Origin of the sequence: Paenibacillus albicereus, from assembly GCF_012676905.1 — a bacterium.
Lineage (GTDB): Bacteria > Bacillota > Bacilli > Paenibacillales > Paenibacillaceae > Paenibacillus_O > Paenibacillus_O albicereus.
The window spans coordinates 2,075,405-2,098,066 of sequence record NZ_CP051428.1 but is presented as its reverse complement, the minus strand read 5'-3'; the positions used below and the strand labels follow the sequence as shown (position 1 = coordinate 2,098,066).

Here is a 22,662-nt window from a genome sequence, read left to right as displayed (position 1 = left end):
ACCATAAAAATAGAAGATGCGTATGTGCATCTTCTGAAGTAATGATATGATCAGTCTTCTCCAAAGGAATCCAGTTCCAACAGGACCGCCCGATCTTTGATTTTTCGATATACTTTATGCAGAATTCGCTTCCGATGATAAAAGAACGCGCGGCGGGAAAGTGCAATGCGATCTATAATGACCGAAAGCGCCAGTTTATCCAAATATCGTAGACGAACGAACAAAATTTCCTCTGTGGTGAGAGCCGAGAAAGCGTAATCGATCAATCCGATTCTCGATAATAGCAACGGGATTTCATGTTCAGTGATCTCTATCCGATGAATGACCGTACGCAACAATGGTTCTTGTTTTCTTCCATTGCCATGATTCACCCACTCATGCAAAGCCCTCGTTAATCCCGGAATATGCTTAAGCTCTGCCTGCGCATATTCCAACCTTGCTTTCCAATCACTATAGGACATAAGCCATGCTTCAACTTTTTCATAGGGGATGGACTGTTGAGTAAGATTCATCAAACACCCTCCCCAATTCCAAGAAATACTACAACTCTCCTTCCGCAAAACTGCTGAATGAAGTGCAAATCAATCCATGTTAATAAACATAATTCACGCTCCGTTTCTAATTGATCCATGACGATCATCCCTTCATTGTTATATTGGGGACAGCCGCATAATTACGTAAGTTAAAGGCACCATCCTCTTCATTTTACGAGAGCCTGTCCCATTTTGATTTACTTCAGACTCCGATTCACGACAACAATCTCCAGCATTCATCTTTTTTCTCTCCACCTCCTTTGGTACGGGATAATATTCCTATTTTCCCTTAGATTACCCCTTCATTTTACCTATTATTAGTTCGAATGGGGAGGGTGATCTTTTTGTCACCCTCTGTCATGATAATTTTGTCGAAAATCCCCGAATTTTCCCAAAGCTTGTTTCAATTTCAGTCCCATTAACTCACGTAGCATAGTGCTGATCATACAGACCTCTTCGTTTCGCCTTCTCAGCAGCTTCTCGAATGGATCGGGTGTCGAATTTACGAGTGATATGCCGAACGTGCGATTTTAGGGTGTTCGAAGTAATGCCAAGTAATTCTCTGATAATTGTCTGTCGATAGCCCAAGCCTATGAGTTGCAAAATTTCTTTTTCCGTAGGTGTGAGCATGCAATGCAATTCTTTTCGCTTTATAAGCTCGATCTCACTACGGATTATCGTCGCGACATCCGCATGGAGAGAGGACTGACGTCGGTGAGCTTCTCTGATCGCAACCGGTATGTCCATATAGTTGGACTTTGTAATATAATTGACCGCTCCGGCAACAACTGCATCGACCATGACTTCCGGATCATGTATCGAAGAAAGGACAATAATCGGTAACTCTTTATTTCTGAGAATCTCCGCTGCGGCGTCCAGCCCGTCTCGTTTGGGCGAATTCAAAATCATTTCCAAGATCATTACGTCTACGTCTAATTGTACACTCGCTCGAATCGCTTCCTCTTTTGTCGAAACGATGTTAGATAAATAAATATCTGGCTCGGATTCAAGCAACATAGCGAGTCGCTGTTGCCAAGCTAGGTCACCATCCGCCAGTAATACTTTGATACTCCCGTTCCTACGGATCATATCTTTTATCTCTACAGAAAAGCTTGTTTGTTTGTTCATAATCGATCACCTCTTTTATTTTCAAATGACAAAAAGACACGCCCTCTCACTGGCGTGCCTGCTTGTCATCTTGGTGTGGTTTGAGAGGGTAACCCGGCGATCATTGCACTAGTGCAGAAGACCCGTGGCTTTGCGTCCCTGTCTTTCGATCAGGTTTGCCTTTTTTCCTAGTCTATTCGACATATTGAATTAATTTATTTTACCATATTTCAATAGATGCCAAAAAGTTTGCTTGGTGTCAACCTTAGTAACGTATGTTCGAACATAGCGCAACCCACTTCTTCTTTCGGGGGTCTCGCCAACATTTTAACGAAAATATACGCTAAGCAAAGGCGAAGGCGCTGCCAACTTACCGGCAGCGCCTTATTGTTTATGCCGAACATGTTCAACTCAACTCGAGCTGCAACAGTTCGGCCCTTCACGGCTCAAGCCTTGATGGCACGTATCGCGGCAGACACCAGGTATTGTTCGACATTTGCGCCGGGAATCCAATCCTTGATGAACGTCTGGGATTCGCCTTTAGGTTCGATCTCAATTTGGGTAAACCCGCTTTGCGCAAGCATGGCTTCCAACTCCCCGATAGAGGAAGCTCCTGAAATACACCCTGAATAGATACGGTCGATATCCTGCTTGATTTCTTCCGGAAAATCGGCTGTTGCCACGACATCCGATATGGCCAGTCTGCCGCCGTCACGCAGCACACGGAACGCCTCGTCAAACACCTGCTGCTTCGATGGGGACAGATTAATGACACAGTTTGAAATAATCACGTCAACCGAGTGGTCCTGAACCGGCAGATGCTCTATCTCGCCCAACCGAAATTCCGTATTGGTAAATCCGCTTTTACTGGAATTTTCGCGGGCGCGGCTGACCATTTCCGGTGTCATATCTACACCAATGACGCGGCCGGAAGCGCCCACCTGACGGGAGGCAAGAAAGCAATCAAACCCGCCGCCGCTGCCCAGGTCCAGCACGACTTCTCCCGGTTGCAAAGCAGCAATGGCTTGCGGATTGCCACAGCCGAGGCCCAGATTCGCCCCATCTGGAACGGCTGTTAATTCTTCTGACGAGTAGCCCATTTTAGCGGAAACATCCGCGGCCGAACCACAGCAATCATTGGCTGGCGCTGGCTTACAACAGGACCCCGCCCCTACGTCCTGTAAGGCGATTTCTTTATACCGATTCCGAACGTTTTGACGAATTTGATCATTACTTACTTGATTCATGAAAGTTCACTCCTTAGTTTTTTATACATCAACAGCAGCTCGTAACGCAGCAAGCCGTTGGTGTTGCACGAATGATTGGCCGTCGGTTAAAGAATCGGACCGATTGCTTTTGCATAGCGTCTGACCATTTCCACGCTTCTCTAGCAGATCGTTCGATTTCCCTTTGGCGTTGTTTCATAAGCATTTCCGCAGCAAACCAATTGAGGTTCAAGTCGGTCCCATCCTTTTATCAAAAAATGTAAGCATTCAGTGTTTAAGGTGATGCAAAAGCTTTTTAACAACAAACTGCGCGTCCGGCCCCCCCCCCCTTATGGTAGCAGAAGCAAAGGAACGCTGCCCTTCCAGCCCCACATAATAAAGTCCCGGAACGTCGCTTATGCCTGCTTGATGTAACGGCCTTCCTTCCGAATCCAGCGCGCCAATCGCTTGAAGGTAGGGAAGATACGGCCGGTAGCCTGTCGCAAAGATCACCGTATCTACCGGCTCTTTTGTCCCGTTCGGCCAAATCACGCCATCCTCATAAAAGGATGTGAACATCGGTTGTTGATCTGGTTTTCCTGCCGCTACTTTTTCTTTGTACCCGCCCGAATCGTTCACCGCACTTGAACTCGGCGCGGTTTTCCCGAACCGCCAAAAAGGAAAGGTGTCAAACCCAATCAGTTTGATCCAAAAATGCACATCCTGATCCAACAGCCTCGATTTCATGAATTGGATCGGCCGGAGTACCGCTAAAGACGTCTTGCTCACCTCGGCCAGCTCAACTCCGATCTGTACGGCAGAATTGCCACGCCCGACCACCACTACGCGTTGATTGCGAAATGGCTCCGGATTCCGGTATTCGGAGGAATGAAGTGTGCGGCCTTGAAACGCCTCCTGCCCCGGTAAAACTGGCGTATAGGGATTGTGAAATGAGCCGGCCGCATTAATGATGGTGCGTGCCCGAAACGTATCCCCTACCATCGTACGGACCGTAAACCCTTCTCCATCCCTTTCGACCGATGCTACGCGTTGATTGGTTCGGACCGGCAATTGAAATTTTGCCCGGTAATCCTGTAAATAACGAATGACTTCATCACGCTTGGGATAGCCATTCGGATCGCCGGGGAATGTCATGCCTGGCATCGACGAGAAACGTGCCGGAGAGAACAGTTTGAGACTATCGTAATAACGCGGCCACGAGCCCCCCGCCTCGTCGCCCGCGTCCAAAATCAGATATCGAAGTCCTTTCTTCTGTAGATGATAGCCGGAAGCCAGACCCGCCTGCCCCCCTCCAATGACAATCGTATCCAATACCTCATTCATACCCAACACCCTCCGATTTATTTGCAAAATGCAAGTATTAGAGAAAAGAAATCACCCGATGGGGGTGGAACAGCAAAGGCTGGATTTTGACATAGCTTCATTCAAAAGCTTAATGGAGCGAATGACCGTTTCTTTTTCAAAATCGTTCATGTGAGAGAAAATCTCTGCTAAATAAGCGTTACATTGCTGGTCAATCGTTGTGGCTACATATTTGCCTTCTGTCGTGAGAGAAAGCACAAATACCCTTCGGTCGTTGGGATCGGGCGATTTTTTCACTAAGTTCATTTTGATTAACGATTGGATTTGTCGGCTAAAGGTCGTTATATCGGTTCCTAACGCCTCGGCTACCTGCTGAATGGACGGTTGATGCTGACGATCGATCTCGTAAAGAATATGGCTTTGCACTAAGGAAATATCGCAGCCACCGGCGGTGCAGCAATTTTTATTGAGAAACCCAAAACGGCGTGTCATGATCTGAAATAGTTCGCGAACATTTTCCACTGTGATTCACCTCATGTTTCAGTTATACAATATATATTTGCAAATTGCAAATATTTTTAATCGCACAAAAAGAAAACCACTCGGCTGAGTGGTCTCTTGCTTGCTTATTTACCGGGATATAGTTGGTGCAAACATTCTCTCTGTGATGGCTTAATATCAATGATGTTGCGAATGCTCTTTGCCTTGGCCTCGGCTTCGTCAAGCGTATCGCTTAATCCCAAGGCAAGCAAGGTGCCAGCGGCTACCGTACCGGTCCGTCCCTTTCCTCCGCCACAATGAAAAGCAACTTTCTTGTTTTGGTGATAAGCTTCGGTGACGGCCTGGATCGCTTGACCGAAGGCTTTTTCTTGCGGCATAGCGGCATGATCTGCTAACGGAATTTGAATCCATTTCGCACTCGCCGCTGGATAGGTGCATTCCGTCGCTTCGCCGCGAAGATCCACGATCACGTCGATACCTTCATTTTTTACCATCGATTCCACATCAGTTGCCGCGCCCATGAAAATTTTATCCGGAATCAAAGCATGGTAGGTTTTTTCAGACGCCATAGACTATACTCCTTTTTTAAACGATCCAAACTCAATCGGAACCGGGGCCGCTGGCGGCGCGCAGCAAAGGGACAAATCCCTGGCTTCTCCGGCGGATTCGAATTCGGAATCTTCTTTTGTGTAGAAAATCTCCCAAGCGTTGCCGTCCGGATCATACACCCAAACTTTATCCTGCACCGCATAGCAACATGTGGTATTCATCTCGTCAATCAGCAGCAGTCCGCTTTGACGAAGCCTCTCCCCTATGGCCAGCACTTCTTCCGTATTATTGACTTGGAAGCCCAAGTGATTCAGTACACCCTTTTGTTCGAAGGGGCGCACATTGAGCGAAAAATGCAGCGCCGGTTCTTCTAACTCGAATTTGGCGTAATTATCTTTAATCTTACTCGGTTCGGCCCCAAAAAAAGCGCGATAGAACTCCAGAGACTTGTTCAGCTCCGTACAGTTTAAAGCAACATGCATTCGTTTGATCATCGTCGCCACCTCATTTCCCTTCTTTGACGAATTGTTCAATCCGGCTCTTAATCGAATCGCGAACGGTGCGGAACTGGTTCATGATTTCTTCTTCGGTTCCGGTTGCTTTTGCCGGATCATCAAAACCCCAATGCCATTTCGTTACGTTCTTGTTGGAGATCACAGGGCAATGCTCGTCGGCGTGGCCGCATAAGGTAATGACATAATCGGCGCGATTCAAAATGTCCGGATCGATCACATCGGAGGTGTTTTTGCTAATATCTACCCCAGCTTCTTGCATGACTTGCACCGCACGCGGATTCAGTCCGTGTGCTTCAAGACCTGCGCTTTTGACTTCATATTTGTCGCTGCCTAGCGCGTTTAAAAACCCGTCCGCGATTTGGCTTCTGCAAGAATTTCCGGTGCACAAAAAATAAATTAACGGTTTTTTCTCCATGGTGAACAATCTCCTTTTGATTTCAATTCATTAATCGCCTTGATGAACTCTTTTCGCTTGTTTACTTCCCATAAAAGACTTCATGATCATTGCAACCACCACCAGGACGACCACAATCACCGCAATACATAGCCATACATTCACCTGTAGCGTCTGGAGAACATAAAGCCATACATAAAGACCGGTGAGCGTTATGAACAACGTGGGAATGGTTAACAAGATGCCGACTTTAAAATAATAGCCCCATCTGATTTTCACGTTTTTTGTGGATAGTACATGCAGCCAAAGCAGCGTGGCCAGGGAGCCGATTGGCGTAATTTTCGGCCCTAAGTCCGAACCGATCACATTCGCATAGATCAGCGCCTCACGAATGAATCCATCGGTTTGTGTACCTTGGATGGCCAACGCATCAATCATGACCGTTGGCATGTTGTTCATAATGGACGACAGGATGGCTGCAATAAAGCCCATCCCTACGGTAGCCACAAATAACCCTTTGTCTGCGACCGCTTGAATGACGCTGCCCAGTGCATCCGTAAGTCCGGCATTGCGCAAGCCATAAACGACCACATACATGCCGATAGAGAAGATCACGACAGCCCAGGGAGCGCCTTTTACCAGTTTCCAAGTATGAATCGCAGGGCTCTTTCTCGCCGCGAACAAAAAGGCAATCGCTGCAACCCCGGCAATAATGGATACAGGGATCGAGAAAAATTCGCTAATAAAATACGCAACAAGCAGCGCGGTTAAAATGACCCAAGATAACTTAAACAGCCGCATATCCTTGATGGCTTCCTTCGGCCTTTTCAGTTGCGTGAGATTGTAATTGTTCGGGATGCTTTTCCGGAAATACAGATACAGCACAATGAGGCTCGCTATGACGGAAAAGAAATTCGGAACAATCATGCGGCTCGCGTATTCCGCAAAACCGATGTTGAAATAATCGGCGGATACAATATTCACCAAGTTGCTGACGACAAGCGGTAAAGATGCCGTATCGGCAATGAACCCACTCGCCATAATAAACGGTAGGATCATCTTTTCATCAAACTTAAGCGCCCGGACCATGGCGAGCACAATCGGCGTAATAATCAAGGCCCCGCCGTCATTGGCAAACAGCGCGGCAACCGCCGATCCAAGCAGGATGATAAATACAAACATGAGTAGACCGTTTCCGCGTGCCAGCCGCGCCATATGCAAGGCAGCCCACTCAAAAAATCCGATTTCATCCAGCACCAGTGAGATTAAAATAATGGCCACAAACGCCAAGGTGGCATTCCACACGATGCCGGTTACGGTGCCGACGTCAGCGAAGCTGACCACGCCAAATATTAAAGCAAGGATCGCTCCGACACTTGCCGACCAGCCGATGTTTAATCCTTTCGGTTGCCAGATGACAAAAAGCAACGTTACCAAGAAAATGAAAATCGCTACATAAACCATATGCGTCCTCCTGAACTACGTACAGCAATCATTGGTTTCGCAAACGACAGGCTCAATCATCGCCGCTTGCGAAGGAATTTCCTTTAGAATATCCAAAATATAAGGCTTGTCTTCCAGGCAGAGCGAATAATAAACCCATTGCCCCCTGCGGGACTCTTTGACCAAGCCCCCGTCCCTCAGCTTGCGCATATGCTGACTGATATTGGGCTGGCTTGTTTTCAAAATGTCCACGATCTCGCACACGCACAGTTCCTTCACCTGCAACATGGCTACGATAGTGAGCCTGTTCCGGTCCCCTAATAGCTTCAAGGCATCCGCTACTTCTTCTAGTTTGCTCAACTGCTTCACTCCTTTTAAGCGACGGGAATGTCCATCCCTTTTAACAACCCAATCACTTTCTCCCGAATCTCGTCACGCGCTCTCTTCACGTCTTCCAGGCTGCCGCCGTCTACGGCCAACGGGTCAGGGATGTTCCACTCGACGTTCATGATCTTAAACGGTACGATAGGACAGCGCTCCACAATTTGTTCGCACAGCTTGACGATCGCATTCGACGCTAGAAAAAATTTCATATCAATTTTTTTGCAAACATGCTGGGAAAGATCGATGCCTACCTCACGCATAGCTTCAATGGTGTAAGGATGCACTTCTTCGGATGGATTTAATCCAGCACTCTCCACCACTACATGATCCCCGCCATAAAACTTGGCAAAAGCTTCGGCCATCTGACTTCGGCACCGATTTTGCCCGCAAAGGAAATAAATTCGTTTGACTTCCCGTTTCATTCTCCCACACTCCCCTACCCGCTGTAAATAGCCATATAATTATTTGCTTATTTCTATTATGATCATATACGCCAATTGTTAACGCAGTATCAACGTTGAAAAGAATATTTTAGATATGTTTGATAGATAATCAAATATACATTTGAATAATCGAAAAGTTTGTTGTATGATAACAATCAAATACTCGTTTGATTATAGAGGTGAGAATATGAGCGGTATGAAAGAAAAGGACTCATGTGAAATTTATTGTTATGACGAACCTAAAGTCCGAAAGGTACAACATGCACTTGAAGGACAAAATATTCAAGGCATGATAAAGATGTTTAAGGTTTTAGCTGACGAAACCAGAATGAAAATCGCTTTTGCCCTTTGCGAAGAAGATGAATTATGTGTTTGTGATGTGGCTAACATTATCGGTTCTTCGTTGGCAACAGCTTCACACCATCTTCGCACCTTAAAGCAGCTTGGCCTAGCCAAATACCGCAAGGATGGCAAATTAGTTTTTTATTCGCTAGAAGACGACCATGTTCGTCAATTGGTACAGCTAGCTTCTACTCATTCGCGGGAGTTGATCACCAATGGAAAATAAAATTGAAAACACAGAAGATAAAAACGTCTACAGAGTTCAAGGCTTTACCTGTACGAATTGCGCAGGCATTTTCGAGAAAAATGTAAAAGGTTTGCCTGGCGTTAAAGATGCTCAAGTCAATTTTGGAGCATCCAAGATTACCGTTTATGGAAGTACCACAATGGAGGATTTAGAAAAGGCTGGAGCTTTTGAAAGCCTGAAAGTCACACCTGAAAAACAACGGACGATTGAAAAGAAAAAGCCATTTTGGCAAGAGCATTGGAACGTGTTGGTTTCTGCCGTATTGCTTGCGGCAGGTTATTTTCTAGGTGAGGGAAGTATCTTATCCGCAGTCATTTTTGCGGCTTCTATTCTCATTGGCGGTTACGATCTATTCAAAAAAGGGCTTAAAAATCTCTTCCGGCTTCAGTTCGATATGAACACCCTTATGACGGTGGCCATCATCGGTGCCGCGGCGATCGGCAAATGGGGCGAAGGCGCGACGGTTGTGATCTTGTTTGCAATTAGTGAAGTTTTGGAACGTTACTCTATGGAGAAAGCGCGTCAATCCATTCGTTCCCTGATGGATATTGCACCGAAGGAAGCTCTGATTCGACGCGGTTCCGAAGAAATTACGGTAAGTGTCGATGATATACAGGTTGGCGACGTCATGATTGTAAAGCCTGGTCAAAAACTCGCAATGGATGGCGTGGTTATTAAAGGGACATCAACCATTAACCAAGCTGCGATAACCGGCGAATCGGTTCCCGTAACGAAAACAATTGATGATGAAGTTTTCGCAGGCACATTAAACGAAGAAGGATTGCTTGAGGTCAAAGTAACGAAGCATGTCGAGGATACTACAATCTCGAAAATTATTCACCTTGTTGAAGAAGCACAAGCCGAACGTGCACCTTCACAAGCGTTCGTTGACCGATTTGCGAAATACTATACGCCCGCGATTATGATTTTGGCATTAGGTATTGCCGTTGTTCCCCCTCTGTTCGTCGGCGCTGATTGGGGCGATTGGGTATATCGGGGATTAGCGTTACTCGTCGTCGGCTGTCCTTGCGCATTGGTCATTTCGACACCTGTTTCGATTGTTACAGCTATCGGAAACGCGGCGAAAAATGGCGTCCTTATCAAAGGCGGCATACACCTTGAAGAAGCTGGTCGCCTTGCCGCAATCGCATTCGATAAAACGGGTACGCTGACGAAAGGATTCCCGGAAGTAACAAATGTCCATACTTTCGGAACGAAAGACGAAAAAGAATTGCTTGCCATCGCGGCAGTTATCGAAAAAGGTTCGCAACACCCGCTCGCTTCCGCGATTGTTCGTAAAGCTGAAAATCTCGGAGCCGACTTATCCCTCACCGTTGAGGATTTCCAATCGATAACTGGAAAAGGCGTTAAAGCAAAAGTAAACGAGGAATTGTATTACGTCGGTAGTCCAAAACTCTTTGCAGAACTTCGCTCCGATATGAATGTTGAAACGAATCAACGTATCGAAGCTCTACAAAAACAAGGGAAAACGGTTATGGTCTTGGGAACGGAACAACAAGTTCTTGCCTTAATAGCCGTGGCCGATGAAGTGCGCGATTCCAGTAAAGACGTTATTAAGCAATTGCACGAAATTGGCATCAAGAAAACGATTATGCTTACGGGTGATAATCAAGCAACCGCCGAAGCTATCGGGAGCCGGTTGAATGTTACAGACGTTAAAGCCGACCTCATGCCGCAAGATAAATTAGATTACATTAAGCAGCTTCGTAAAGACTATGGCAATGTCGCAATGATTGGCGATGGCGTCAACGACGCGCCCGCGCTTGCGGCTTCAACGGTTGGTATCGCTATGGGAGGCGCGGGTACGGATACGGCGCTTGAAACGGCGGACATTGCACTTATGGCTGACGACTTAGGTAAACTCCCGTATACGATTCGGTTAAGCCGTAAAACCCTTGCGATAATAAAGCAAAACATTACGTTCTCGCTCGGGATTAAACTTGTCGCTTTGGCTTTGATTGTTCCTGGATGGCTTACGCTATGGATGGCTATTTTTGCAGATATGGGAGCTACCCTAATTGTTACTTTGAACAGCTTACGTTTGTTAAAAGTGAAAGGGAAATGATCGCCTATGAATAACCCTTGGAATAAAGTGATTTATCGGGTATGGGCACCCTTTATGATTATTTCTTTAATTCCGGGCCTTTTCTAAAGGCTCGGAAAAAGATTTTTGAGGACGTCGACATTAAAGCTAACAGCCAAATTCTTTTTGTGGGCGTCGGGACAGGTGCAGACTTGCGGTTCATTATGGGGAAAGATATTTCTGTAACTGCAATCGACTTGTCACCCGAAATGCTTGGCCGAGCTAAGAATCAATATTACTCTCCTAACGTTACTTTCATGGAAATGGATGCACAAAATTTGACCTTTTCACCGGAATCATTTGATATGGTCATTGCGAATCTGATCTTATCTGTGGTCCCTGATCCGAACCAATGTTTTCAAGAAATGATTCGGGTTACGCGAACTGGGGGACGTATTCTCATTTTCGATAAGTTTGCCCCTCCATCTCGGGAGTTGCCTGTAATGAAGAAAATTCTTCGCCCCGTCGTAGCATTGATGGGTACAGACATCGGTCGTCATTTTGAGCAAATCATTATGCCGTACGAGAAACAAATTCGAGTGGAAGAAGATGCATCAGCCCTATTTAACGGTATGTATCGAAAAATCATAGTTCGTAAACATCAAACTTAACTAGGTATCTCCTAGGCCAAGGTATTGAGGGGGAAATGTCCCCATGTACTTTACGGGTGGTGTCAGCTTTGTTTGCTGGTACTACCCCATCATTGGCCGCCGCGGAACTGACGATAGCTTAGAACGGCTCATTGATTTCCTCGTATTCCTTCACTCGCCGGTAAAATGTAGGCTTTTTCATACCGATCCGACGTATAGCGTCCGTCGCGGTAATCTGGCCTGCTTTCCATTCCCGGTACGCCTCCACATTTTCCATCGATCTCCTGCTTGGGTCGGCCGAATACAACAGCCCTCCTCTCGGGGAACCTCGATTCCTTCCGCCTGCCGCTGCCGGTTCTTCTTCCGCTCTTGCTCGGCCACATAGCTAATACAACCAAAATAAAATTATTTCGGAACTTTAAGGAAATAAATAAAGATGTCTTGACTATGTATCATGGTACAGGGTTTACACTTATGAGGGAGGTGAACCATGAGGTATCATTCAGGAGATATATCCAAATTATGTAATGTGAATAAAGAAACGCTTAGATATTATGAACGAAAAGGTCTGATTGCTGAACCTGTAAGGTCGGATGCAGGTTACCGGCTTTATCCGGAAGATGCGGTAAAACGAATCATGTTCATTAAACGTATACAAGAGCTTGGTTTTACGTTATCTGAAATTGATAAATTGCTTGGTGTCGTTGATAAAGACGATGTGAGATGTGCGGATATGCACGATTTTGTTGTTCAAAAACTTGAAGATGTTCGGTTGAAAATAAGAGACCTTGAGCGAATCGAATGTATGCTAAAAGATTTAAAAGACCGCTGTCCAGATGAAAAGGCAATTCATGAATGCCCAATCATCGAGGCGTTAATTGACAATGAGGAGGAAATCCTGTGAAAGACAATACAAAGAAAATGGGATGGGGCTTTTTAGCTCTGCTTTCCTGCCCTTGCCATCTCGTTTTGATTCTTCCTCTGCTTGCTGGCACAACACTGGGTGCGTATTTTGCAGCCCATCAAGGCGCCGCTAGTGCTATTTTGGCTATTCTATTTGTGATTTCCCTTTGTATGGTATTCAAAAGGACGAATATACAAGAAAAAACCGATGTGACACACGATTGCTGCTCAGTACCAGGGCAAAAACGAGGTGAATGATTTTGAGAGAAAAACTAACGAGCTGGGGGGCGGTATTATCTGCCTTTCTTGCTGCCTCGGACCCTTAATTCTCATTCCACTCGGATTATCCGGTTTGGCAGGTACACTCGCGATTATTTCAATCAAGTACCAGATGTTTTTAATGATCACGGGTACGGCAGGCGGCAGCAATGAAAATCATCGGCAGCAGTGCAAACTGCAAGTACAACTGTTGCAAATCAATCGGCGACGTTCACGGTCACGGGATTAGAATGTTGCCCACCTTCTGTGATTCAAGATTTAATTTCAAGGTAAACGGAGTCAGCAAAGTAGAAATTGAACCTAAGGGAAGCACTGGAAAAGTGACGGTTTCCTTTGATGATCTGAAAACCGATGTAAAGCTAATCCAATCATCGGTTACAAAATATGGGTTTGATGTAATGGGAGGATAAAAAATGAAAAAATACCGAATCAACGTTCAAGGCATGACATGCAGCGGCTGCGAAGAACACGTAGCAACCGCACTTAAAAACATTGGAGCCGCCAATATCGAGACGAGTTTTCACCGTAATGAAGCCACGTTTGAATTGCCCGATGACGTTATGATCGAAACCGCCCAAAAAGCCATTAACGAGGCAAAATATCAATCCGGAGATGCGGAAGTGATAGAAACTCATGATGCTCCGGTTCTCGGCGATGAAGGCGACTATGATTTTCTGATCATCGGTTCCGGTGGAGCAGCTTTTTCCGCAGCGATTCAAGCGGTGGAATATGGCGCAAAGGTCGCGATCATTGAGCGGGGAATTGTTGGCGGAACCTGCGTAAATGTTGGCTGTGTTCCATCAAAAACGCTGCTTCGTGCCGGTGAAATCAATCATTTAGCCAAAAGCAACCCATTCTTGGGACTAGCCACATCAACAGGAAAAGTAGATTTGGAAAAGTTGGTCGAACATAAAAATGAACTGGTAGCCAGTATGCGAGAACAGAAGTATGAACATTTGATTGGTGAGTACGGATTTGAACTCATTCGAGGAGAGGCAACATTCGTAGATGAAAAAACCATTGAGGTAAGTGGACGACTGGTTACAGCGAAACGATTTTTAATTGCCACAGGAGCTTCTCCGTCCATTCCGGATATTCAAGGATTAAGGGACGTGGATTATTTAACAAGCACATCACTACTTGAGCTCAAACAATTGCCTAAAACGGTTGCCGTCATTGGCTCAGGCTATATTGCAATGGAATTGGGTCAACTCTTTCACAATCTAGGGTCAGATGTTACGCTGATGCAAAGAAGTCCTCGCATTTTGAAAGAGTATGACCCTGAAATTTCCGAAGCGGTGACAAAGGCTTTAACGGAGCAAGGGATTCACTTGATTACCGGTGTAACGTATGATCGCATAGAAGCAAGTGGCGATCTAAAACAAGTGCATATTTCCGTAGATGGCGAAAAGAAAGTCATCGAAGTCGAGCAGCTGCTTATTGCAACCGGTAGAAAACCAAATATTGAAGCACTAAACCTTAATGCTGCGAACGTAAATATAGGTTCCAAAAGCGAAATCGTCGTCGATGATTTTTTAAACACTTCGAATCCTAGAATTTATGCTGCAGGCGATGTGACGATGGGGCCGCAGTTTGTATATGTGGCTGCTTATGAAGGTCGCATCGCGGCCGATAATGCAATAGGCGGCTTAGAGAAAAAGGTAAATCTTGAAGCTGTTCCAGGTGTTACGTTCACTTCTCCTTCCGTTGCTACTGTAGGACTCACGGAAGAGAAAGCCAAGGCAAAAGGGTATGAGGTTAAAACGTCCATTCTTCCTTTGGATTCGGTGCCTAGAGCACTTGTTAATCGCGAAACAACCGGCGTTTTTAAATTAGTGGCTGATTCCAAGTCGTTAACGGTGCTTGGTGTTCATATTGTCGCTGAAAATGCCGGAGATGTAATTTACGCTGCGACACTTGCAGTCAAGTTCGGTTTAACGGTCGAGGATCTACGCGATAGCCTAGCACCGTATTTAACGATGGCTGAGGGATTAAAACTAGCAGCTCTTACGATCAATAAAGATGTATCTAAATTATCCTGTTGTGCTGGATAAGATATTGGCCAAGCAACCTTGATCGTAAAGACAACTGTTCTCAACTGATCGTTTATCGATAATGAAAACCAGTCAAACACTAATTTTCGTGTTGACTGGTTTTTGCATTCAACCGACTGCAATTATATTACCTCTTCGTTTCAAGCGCTTTGGAGTCCTCCAAAAAGCGACTTTCTTAGCTTCTTATGGACTCTCGGGTTCCGTTTTTCTAATTACGTGTCTTTCCATATCTCTGCAAACTTGGTCAAAAATCAATGTCAATGGCTGTTCCGATATAAAATATCTGGATAGGAAATCAAACCAAAGATTATCGAAGGAAACGGCAATTCCGCCGTAAAAATCACGAACCGTTAAGTACTGGTCCCATAGCTTCACTCGGAATTTTTCCAGTTCAGCACATCGCCCCATAGAAATTCCGTATCAAGCAGCAGGGCCGTCGTTGGATTTTGTAGCAGCTTTCTCTCTTTCTTCAACCAAGCCTTGAAAATACTTGGCCCGTTCCAAATGAAACCCGCGCAACTGTTCTTGATAATGATGCAGGTTTCATATGCCATTCGTACATTTGTCTATAATAAGTGGCATTGTCTTGCGTGTACATCGGCATCGCATAGTGGACGAAATGATTCAAAGGAAATTCCCTCCTCGTGTGTTTGAACGTCTTCGTATTTCCACATTAGTCTATGGAGGGATACCTATAACGAGCACGGCATTGGCCTAGAGTAACCAGATTTACGGTACTGATACAACCGAATTTGCCATAGTGCCCATTTCGAGCATCGTAATATCAATGGTGACGACATCCGGCCGAATATTCCTGTAACAGTTGGACGGCTTCTTCCCCATTCTCTGCTTCTTTAAATTTATATACTTTAAATAAAGTTCCTACATGAGTGAGTACAGAATTTTTTCTACTGCGTCAGTTTAACCAAGAATTGCTACTTTAAGCAATTGAAAAGATAGAACACCGAAACAGCCTATCCCCAGAGTGGGATAGGCTGTTTTCGCCTTGTTTCAGCTTGCCATAGCTCGGCAAGCTTTTGCACAGGAGAAACAAGCATCGGCACAGCGCTGACAGTGTTCATGCTCGTGCTTTTTGCACTCATTCCCGCATGCTTCGCAAACATCGGCACAAATCCGGCAAAGCTCCTTCACATAGGAACTGTGATGGGACATCGCTTGCGCAGCAAAGGCACAAATGTCGGCGCACTCCCGATCCAACCGGATGCACTCTTTCATCCCCTCAAGGTGATCTTCATTCAAGCAGGCGTCATAACAGTGATTGCATGCCAGCATACACTTTATGCATTCATCAATGCAATGTTGAAATTGCTCATGTGACATGGGTTGTTTTACCTCCAATTTGAAATTTGTACCTTTTATGTTTTACCCAAACGAGCTGCGATATACTACAAACGAGTTTTTCTTAAAGCAAGCCTTACCGCTATATAAACGGCGACACCTATGATCGCGGCCATGAACAATGCACAAAACAGCATCATGACCCATGACCATCCGTACATCATCCCCATCATAATCAGACACCTGCTTTCTTTTGGAAATTTGTGTTCGACCTGATAATCAATGCTTCATGCCCGGCATATAGCCGCCGGTTGTGCCCTCACTTGGTTTAGGGGACGGTTCTGTCTTTGTATTTCCGCCGCCATGCCCGCCATGGCCTTCTCCGGTCTCCGATACGATCTCCAGCATGGAATCGATCTCCCCTTGCGCCACGGCGGATAACGAATCCTCGCTCCCCGTTAACCAAGCATGATTGTAAGGCCCTTCCGTTGGCTCCTTTTTATATTTCGGTTGAATCGACATGACATAGGACATCACCGTATCCGGCAGTTTGTCTTTGTCCGTCCAGAGAAGCGGTGCATGTTTGCCTAAATGCGAGAATGGAGCTGCCGCGAGTGCCAAGGCTGCGGAATCTTTATTGACGAACGAAAAGTTATGACCCGGGGTTGTAATCCCCCAACCAAAACCGGTTGTGGAATCTTTATACTTCGCGAAGGCAACGGCATTCGCATATGGATCGTTGCCCGCAATACGAACCACTTTCCCGTACTGACCCAATTGTTCTTGGACTTTGGCCGAAATAATCGATTCTGGCCCGAGCAAATAAATATTGGCTTTTCCGCCCCGTTTCTTTAAAGCATCCACGGTTTCTTGCGGAACCTCATCCTTTTTAACATAAAGTAGCGGCTCAGGCATATGAGAAATCCAATTCACTGCTGGCATTGAATATTCTTCGCTGTCCATAGAACCAATGATGACCGAAGGCGGATTTTCCATCGCGACAGCGGTATAATAAGCATCTACGGCTTTGGCTACGGCCGCCGGGTTGCCCCCTGCAATCTTGTCCGTCTTATATCCAAGCGCCTTTACCTGCTCCTCTACCTTGGGGTCAAGATCCCCGACCAATATAACCTGGGTTCCTTTATTCATGTCCGTCCCCATTGGTTTTAGTCTTTTCAATTCGTCCAGCGTTACATCCGGTACACTGTCTTTATTCACAAACAGAACTGGACCGTTATTCGGGTGATGAATCAAATCTGCACTAACGAGGGTCGTTTGCCAATCTTTCGGGTTCGCCAGAATGACGCCTCCGGGACGGTTCGCATCACTGGTTGCCATCCACAGCGTTTTTGAAACCAGCACCGCAGCTTCCACCGGCTCACTTGTATTGATGCGCGTCGTGTTTTTTGAGGCAATCCACGGCAAAGATACCGCACTGGCTGGGCTTTGTGCCGAACCAGTTTGCTGGCCCATGTTGTTCATATCGTGTGGAGTGGAAGAATTGGATTTGTTAAAGCATCCGGTCAGGGCCAGTGCTGTAGCCGCCGAAATAATACCGACTTTCAAGCTTTTTTTCATGCTTAAAAACCTCCTATTTTCGGTTGATAGTTTTGCCTTTATCTGCAATTTGTATCCATGTAGCGCCGCGATCGGTAGAAAGAAAGACATCTTTTGGCTCCGTTGCGATGGCCAGCTCTTTCGGATTCGCTGGATTCTGGACAACATAGGTGATCGTATCCTTGCTTGGCGTCTGAATCACCAACGATTGCTTGCTCTCTATATTAATTTCAATCAGCGAAGCATTGGGGCCGGAGGTAGCTACTAGTACGTTACCGGAATCCGTGAAAGCCAGGGCCGAAACCGGTTGTTCCGGAACCAATGCGGTAAACCTCTGGCCGTAATCCTTCGACAGAAAGGCACCTGTTGTCGTGCCGACGGCAGCAATTGCTGCATCAGAAGGGTGAGCTGCGATTGCCATCATCTGCCCTTGGAGCCCGGTTGCAGGACTGCTTGTCCAGGTTTTCCCCTCATCCTTGCTATAAAACAGCCCTGCCTGTTTCATTTTGGTGTTAGGTTCCGGGTTCACCACGTATAGCACATGCGAACGATACCCGGCTGTCATACCGTGTAGATCGACTTCTCCCTCAAGTGCCAGGACCGTGATGGTTTTCCCGTCATTCGTACTTTTCACAAGGCCTAATGGATTTTTAAACTTCGAACCCGGTGCTGGATGGCCGCTGCTGTAAAATCCGTCATCGACAGCGGTGAACCCCATATAATCGTGCTTCACCCCCGGACCTTCACTCCATAAACCATCTGCATATAACTGTAGTCCGTTGTGAACGGGAATGAAAAGCCGTTTTCCGTCTGCGGAGTAACCAAGGCCATGTAGGTGCATAAAAGTGGTACTCGCATTGGAATTCGGCCCTTGCTCTGCCTTTTTCGAGCATGCCGTGGTCCCGATCAAGAGTACTGCCGCTAGTGCAAGCATCGTCATCTTTTTCAAAAAAATTACCCCCATATCTAAAAAAGAGACCTGAATTCAGTGTCCCCCATGTATTTCCAAACCATTCGATAAAAATGCAAGTCATATACAGTGTAATCGATACTTTTGAAGATTCGATGTAGAATGCTTGCTCTATTGTCTTTTGGGAATCCGAATTGTAAAAGCGGCACCTTCCCGGTTCTCGGCCGAAATTTCCCCGCCGTGGGCTGCAACCAACTCCTTGACGATGGTTAACCCCAGGCCGCTGCCGCCGGTCTTCCGATTGCGGGACTTATCCGCCCGGTAAAATCGCTCGAACACATAGGGCAAGTCCTCCTGTGGGATTCCCGTTCCCGTGTCTTGAACTCGGATCCAAACATGTCCGCTGTCTTCACTACCCTCAATTCGCACTTCTCCGTGTTCAGGAGTAAATTTCAATGCGTTGCTAAGCAGATTCACAAGCACCTGAATCATGCGATCATGATCGACAAAAACATCAATATGAGGACTTACGGAACACCGTAGATGAACGTTTTTTTCACGATAGGCAGCAGCAACCAGTTCTTCGCCTCTCTCGATGATGGCCGTCAATGATTCTTCTTTTCGCACCAATTGAAAACCGGGGGACTCCACATGCGTCAAGTCTTCCAACTCGGCTACTAGCTGCGTCAATCGTTCGATTTCTTCGTAGCAGGAATGGATACGCTCCGGCGTAGGCTCCCAAATCCCGTCTTCTAGGGCGCGCATATGACTTTTGAGCGTAGCCAAAGGGGTTCGTAGCTCATGCGCGATGTCTTCGGTCATCGTGACGCGCAGTTGCTCATGCTGCTGCAACTGCTCTGCCAGCGTATTTAGCGATGCGCCCAAGTCTGCAAGCTCATCTTTCCCTTGAATGTCCACTCTCGTACTCCATTCCCCGTCCGTCATGCGTTCCGCGACTCGCTTCATATGAATGAGAGGAGCCGAAATTCGTTTGGCTACATAAAAACCGAGAAATACGGCAAGTACAATCGCAACTAAACACGTCCAGATGATCGTTTGCATCAACGCTTGTTCCAAATGATAATTCAGTTCGGGTAATTCGTGCGTCATACCGGCTTGAGCTTGATACAAGGAGAAATGATAGTGTGTCGTCAAAATGACGCTAATGGTTGTAATCAGGACAATGCCAGCAGCAATCCCGATAATAATCAGAGCCAAACGGGTATGCAGACGCTTATTCATGTTGTTCCTCCTGCAAACCGATAGCCGGTTCCATACACCGTCACAATATATTTTGGGGACTTGGGGTCGCCCTCTATTTTTTGCCGGATATTTTTTACATGCTGATCGATCGTTCGGATATCACCGTCAAAATCATAGCCAAGCACGCGTTCTACAAGCTCCTCTCGTGAAAAGTGACGCTGCGGATGCTTGGCCAGGACAAGCAGCAGCTTATATTCATTCGGGGTCAGGTTCACCGGTTGGCCGTCGCGGAATACTTGCTGCTTTAACGAATCAATGATAAGTTCCCCTTGATTAAAGGCCAGGCGATCCGCAAGCAAATGATATTCGTCCGTACGCCGCATAATCGCCCGAACCCGAGCCACTACTTCGCGTGGGTCAAAGGGCTTGATCAAGTAATCGTCGGCCCCCATGGATAACCCCTTAATCCGATTGTTCTCGGAAACCTTGGCGGTAAGCATCAAAATCGGAACAGAATGGATTTGACGAATCGCTTGGCAAACCTGCTCGCCCTCCATATCCGGAAGCATAAGGTCCAGGATGACAAAATCAATCGATTCGTTTTGCACGCGCCGAATGGCCTCGCTGCCCGTTTCGGCTTCAACGGTCTGAAAACCGTCTTTTTTCAAATAGGATACAACCACATCCCGAATTTTCGATTCATCATCGACGACCAATATCGTTTTCATGACCATCCTCCGCGAATAACGCCTCTATGTATCACTTTACCCATGACTTATGTAGAACTGATGTAGATGCAGAGATGCCGTGCAGAAACAACAAAAGGGCGACCCTAATCAGCCCGAATCAGTCCCCTTTTCCTCTATAGTATTCATCAGTCGGTTCCTTTTTATAAAGGGATTCCATCCAGCGAAGCCATACTCGATAGCCTGCGTATACAACCACCAGAAAGAACATGTAAATGAACAGCGTCCGTAGCATAACGGGCCAGTTTGAATCCAACTGACTCCCCATGAAGGCAAACACAACCATGACCGGTACTTTCCCGACCGCAGTGGCCATAATAAAACTTCCAAAGGACATTCGGAAGAGAGCCGCACCGATATTGACGATTACCGCGGGGACGAATGGTAGCAGGCGAGCCAGTATGACCGCAAAGAATGCATTACGCTCCAGAAGGAAGATAAACCGTTCTGCTCCTTTCACCGAAGCCATGAGCTGACGGCCTCGTTCCTGAAAAATCAACCGAACCGCCCAAAAGGTCAAGGCTGCCGCGGTGGTTGAACTGACCACATTGATCAAACTGCCCCAGACCGGCCCATACGCGGCCCCGATGATTCCGGCTACAATCCCAAAAGGAACGAGCGGAATCATCGCAAGAAGGATCGCAGCCCCGATCATCCATGGAAGACGCTCCACGCCTCCAAGAGAGAGCCATGAAAGCAGAGATTCCTTGAAGATTATGACGGCGGCAATCACGACCCCATAAAGAAGAACAACCAATCCTTTTTTCATCATGTTTCCATTCCGTTCTCCAAAGGAAAGCTGCGTAAGCCCATTTATTTGATCCCCACAACCAGGAGTGATTCCGATGGCCCTTCAAATCCTTCTGGCCCTTCGAATGTCTGCAGCGCACGAACAATTTCCATATGCATCTTTTTGCGTTCTTCCTCACTGAGCCGTTTAATGATTTCACCCAGCGGACCGGCGGATACGTCTTCTCGCCCACGACGGCTAAACTCCACAGCCGAAGCATAGCGGTGAATATGCGGGACAGCCTGCACCGTTACATCCCGGAAGCCCACTGTCTGAAAGGCTTCTGCCAGTAAGTCGGGGTTACCAAGTGAGAACACGCCTGGTTTTTTGCCGCCTTCCATAATCGGGATGCCTGCATATCGTGAAATGATAGAAATCGGCAGGGACAAGGTCGGGTTCTTATCCGGACTCGACCATACGAGTGCCGCGAATTTACCGCCCGTTTTCAACACCTCTCGGATACCCGTCAAGGCTTGCCCCAGCTCTGGAACAAACATCAAACCGTGACGGGATATAGCCGCATCAAAGGTGTCTGTCCGCAAATCTACATGCTGGGCATCCATGACATGCGTTTGAATATTAGTGAGCGTCTCTTGTTTCGCGATCTCGGCAAGGACCTGCAGCATGGTCGCTGAGATATCGGTAGCAACAACATTTCCTGCCGGACCGATCATCCGGGCGGCCATGAACGTCTGGTCCCCCATCCCCGCCGCTATGTCCAGAAGCTGCGTTCCTTCCCTAACGCCAGCTTCCCGCAGCATAAGCTCCGTCGCTTCCCCTAGAAGCCTTTCTCGATCGTCACTGCTTCGATTCCAAGCCGCTACTTGCCCTGCGGTTTCCCATGATTTTGATCTTTCTTCATTTTGCTCGGACGCCACGATAGTACCTCCCCTTATGAATGCTCCTAACATTCGGATTAAGGCAACCACTCTTTAGTCACGGACACAAATAGCAGCCTGCGCGAGACACCTATAAGTTCTTAGCCTACAAGGAGTTTGCTTATTTCATTCAAGTTCTCGGCAAAACCGACAAATACCTTGTCTTTAATGACGATGGTCGGTACGACCTGCTTTCCTGTCAGCTCCAGAACTTCTTTCGCATATTCGATATTTTCTTCACAATTGTAGTCAACATAGGGAACTTGATGCTCATTGAAATAGCGCTTGGCAAAGTGGCAGTCGCTGCAGGTCGGGATCGTGTAAATTTTGATCGGATCTTTCGGATCGATTTGCGACATGGAA

General features: G+C 46.7%; 26 protein-coding genes and 1 riboswitch. Of the genes, 7 read left to right on the top strand and 19 right to left on the bottom strand.

All coding sequences use genetic code 11. From position 1 onward, the window contains the following. Positions 1 to 50: 50 nt before the first annotated feature. The 11 genes from HGI30_RS09130 to HGI30_RS09080 all read right to left on the bottom strand — a co-directional run bounded on the left by HGI30_RS09130 (position 51) and on the right by HGI30_RS09080 (position 8,376). Positions 51 to 512, bottom strand: a complete 462-nt coding sequence (locus HGI30_RS09130) for a hypothetical protein (protein ID WP_021877427.1) — start codon at positions 510 to 512, stop codon at positions 51 to 53. Positions 513 to 956: 444 nt separating this feature from the next. Further along, positions 957 to 1,661: a response regulator transcription factor gene (locus HGI30_RS09125; RefSeq protein WP_048744021.1), complete on the bottom strand. Its 705-nt coding sequence runs from the start codon at positions 1,659 to 1,661 to the stop codon at positions 957 to 959. A gap of 84 nt (positions 1,662 to 1,745) precedes the next feature. After that, positions 1,746 to 1,831, bottom strand: a riboswitch (cyclic di-GMP riboswitch). 255 nt (positions 1,832 to 2,086) lie between these two features. After that, the gene (locus HGI30_RS09120; RefSeq protein WP_168907280.1) at positions 2,087 to 2,887 is read right to left on the bottom strand and encodes an arsenite methyltransferase; all 801 of its coding nucleotides are present in this window, start codon (positions 2,885 to 2,887) and stop codon (positions 2,087 to 2,089) included. Positions 2,888 to 3,133: 246 nt separating this feature from the next. Further along, complete coding sequence (locus HGI30_RS09115; RefSeq protein ID WP_048744018.1) at positions 3,134 to 4,189, bottom strand: flavin-containing monooxygenase; 1,056 nt, start codon at positions 4,187 to 4,189, stop codon at positions 3,134 to 3,136. A 51-nt stretch (positions 4,190 to 4,240) separates the two neighbouring features. After that, a complete protein-coding gene (locus HGI30_RS09110) occupies positions 4,241 to 4,690 on the bottom strand; it encodes a MarR family winged helix-turn-helix transcriptional regulator (protein ID WP_048744016.1) in 450 nt (149 codons plus the stop codon). Between the two features lie 104 nt (positions 4,691 to 4,794). Beyond that, positions 4,795 to 5,238, bottom strand: coding sequence for a protein-tyrosine phosphatase family protein (locus tag HGI30_RS09105; protein ID WP_021877422.1), 444 nt, complete (start codon positions 5,236 to 5,238; stop codon positions 4,795 to 4,797). A gap of 3 nt (positions 5,239 to 5,241) precedes the next feature. Beyond that, on the bottom strand, positions 5,242 to 5,712 hold the full coding sequence (locus HGI30_RS09100) for an ArsI/CadI family heavy metal resistance metalloenzyme (RefSeq protein ID WP_028598746.1): 471 nt from the start codon (positions 5,710 to 5,712) through the stop codon (positions 5,242 to 5,244). Positions 5,713 to 5,722: 10 nt separating this feature from the next. Then, positions 5,723 to 6,148, bottom strand: coding sequence for an arsenate reductase (thioredoxin) (gene arsC / locus HGI30_RS09095; protein WP_048744013.1), 426 nt, complete (start codon positions 6,146 to 6,148; stop codon positions 5,723 to 5,725). A 30-nt stretch (positions 6,149 to 6,178) separates the two neighbouring features. Further along, entirely contained in the window at positions 6,179 to 7,591 is a 1,413-nt protein-coding gene (locus tag HGI30_RS09090) for an arsenic transporter (RefSeq protein WP_021877420.1), read from the bottom strand. A gap of 15 nt (positions 7,592 to 7,606) precedes the next feature. Next, a complete protein-coding gene (locus HGI30_RS09085) occupies positions 7,607 to 7,930 on the bottom strand; it encodes an ArsR/SmtB family transcription factor (protein ID WP_048744011.1) in 324 nt (107 codons plus the stop codon). A gap of 14 nt (positions 7,931 to 7,944) precedes the next feature. Continuing rightward, complete coding sequence (locus HGI30_RS09080) at positions 7,945 to 8,376, bottom strand: arsenate reductase ArsC (RefSeq protein ID WP_021877418.1); 432 nt, start codon at positions 8,374 to 8,376, stop codon at positions 7,945 to 7,947. Between the two features lie 217 nt (positions 8,377 to 8,593). Between HGI30_RS09080 and HGI30_RS09075 the strand changes: the two genes are divergently transcribed. From HGI30_RS09075 to merA, 7 genes are all read left to right on the top strand, one after another. Beyond that, positions 8,594 to 8,965, top strand: coding sequence for an ArsR/SmtB family transcription factor (locus HGI30_RS09075; protein ID WP_048744055.1), 372 nt, complete (start codon positions 8,594 to 8,596; stop codon positions 8,963 to 8,965). Beyond that, positions 8,955 to 11,072 (top strand): heavy metal translocating P-type ATPase, encoded by a 2,118-nt coding sequence (locus HGI30_RS09070; protein WP_021877416.1) that lies wholly within the window; start codon positions 8,955 to 8,957, stop codon positions 11,070 to 11,072. The genes HGI30_RS09075 and HGI30_RS09070 overlap by 11 nt, the downstream gene beginning before the upstream one ends. Before the next feature lie 41 nt (positions 11,073 to 11,113). Continuing rightward, on the top strand, positions 11,114 to 11,701 hold the full coding sequence (locus tag HGI30_RS09065) for a class I SAM-dependent methyltransferase (protein WP_328805261.1): 588 nt from the start codon (positions 11,114 to 11,116) through the stop codon (positions 11,699 to 11,701). Positions 11,702 to 12,170: 469 nt separating this feature from the next. Continuing rightward, positions 12,171 to 12,584 (top strand): mercury resistance transcriptional regulator MerR, encoded by a 414-nt coding sequence (gene merR / locus HGI30_RS09060; RefSeq protein WP_021877413.1) that lies wholly within the window; start codon positions 12,171 to 12,173, stop codon positions 12,582 to 12,584. Beyond that, entirely contained in the window at positions 12,581 to 12,841 is a 261-nt protein-coding gene (locus HGI30_RS09055) for an Uncharacterized mercuric resistance protein MerE (protein WP_021877412.1), read from the top strand. The genes merR and HGI30_RS09055 overlap by 4 nt, the downstream gene beginning before the upstream one ends. A 170-nt stretch (positions 12,842 to 13,011) precedes the next feature. Continuing rightward, positions 13,012 to 13,272, top strand: coding sequence for a heavy-metal-associated domain-containing protein (locus HGI30_RS09050; protein ID WP_021877411.1), 261 nt, complete (start codon positions 13,012 to 13,014; stop codon positions 13,270 to 13,272). A 3-nt stretch (positions 13,273 to 13,275) separates the two neighbouring features. After that, positions 13,276 to 14,916 carry a mercury(II) reductase gene (merA, locus tag HGI30_RS09045; protein ID WP_021877410.1) on the top strand — a complete coding sequence of 547 codons (1,641 nt, stop codon included), beginning with the start codon at positions 13,276 to 13,278 and terminating at the stop codon, positions 14,914 to 14,916. A 1,011-nt stretch (positions 14,917 to 15,927) separates the two neighbouring features. Here the strand turns inward: merA and HGI30_RS09040 are convergent. The 8 genes from HGI30_RS09040 to HGI30_RS09005 all read right to left on the bottom strand — a co-directional run bounded on the left by HGI30_RS09040 (position 15,928) and on the right by HGI30_RS09005 (position 22,658). Continuing rightward, on the bottom strand, positions 15,928 to 16,257 hold the full coding sequence (locus HGI30_RS09040) for a four-helix bundle copper-binding protein (RefSeq protein WP_083436180.1): 330 nt from the start codon (positions 16,255 to 16,257) through the stop codon (positions 15,928 to 15,930). Positions 16,258 to 16,494: 237 nt separating this feature from the next. Next, the gene (locus tag HGI30_RS09035; RefSeq protein WP_048744006.1) at positions 16,495 to 17,793 is read right to left on the bottom strand and encodes a cell wall-binding repeat-containing protein; all 1,299 of its coding nucleotides are present in this window, start codon (positions 17,791 to 17,793) and stop codon (positions 16,495 to 16,497) included. Positions 17,794 to 17,806: 13 nt separating this feature from the next. Next, a complete protein-coding gene (locus HGI30_RS09030) occupies positions 17,807 to 18,712 on the bottom strand; it encodes a F510_1955 family glycosylhydrolase (protein WP_374725869.1) in 906 nt (301 codons plus the stop codon). A 141-nt stretch (positions 18,713 to 18,853) separates the two neighbouring features. Beyond that, entirely contained in the window at positions 18,854 to 19,924 is a 1,071-nt protein-coding gene (locus HGI30_RS09025) for a sensor histidine kinase (protein ID WP_048744001.1), read from the bottom strand. After that, positions 19,921 to 20,613, bottom strand: a complete 693-nt coding sequence (locus HGI30_RS09020) for a response regulator transcription factor (RefSeq protein WP_048743998.1) — start codon at positions 20,611 to 20,613, stop codon at positions 19,921 to 19,923. Before HGI30_RS09020 ends, HGI30_RS09025 begins: the two co-directional genes overlap by 4 nt. Before the next feature lie 118 nt (positions 20,614 to 20,731). Next, positions 20,732 to 21,403 (bottom strand): TVP38/TMEM64 family protein, encoded by a 672-nt coding sequence (locus tag HGI30_RS09015; RefSeq protein WP_048743995.1) that lies wholly within the window; start codon positions 21,401 to 21,403, stop codon positions 20,732 to 20,734. Between the two features lie 41 nt (positions 21,404 to 21,444). Then, on the bottom strand, positions 21,445 to 22,299 hold the full coding sequence (locus tag HGI30_RS09010; protein ID WP_048743993.1) for a class I SAM-dependent methyltransferase: 855 nt from the start codon (positions 22,297 to 22,299) through the stop codon (positions 21,445 to 21,447). Positions 22,300 to 22,400: 101 nt separating this feature from the next. Beyond that, a complete protein-coding gene (locus HGI30_RS09005) occupies positions 22,401 to 22,658 on the bottom strand; it encodes a glutaredoxin family protein (protein ID WP_021877401.1) in 258 nt (85 codons plus the stop codon). Positions 22,659 to 22,662: the final 4 nt, after the last annotated feature.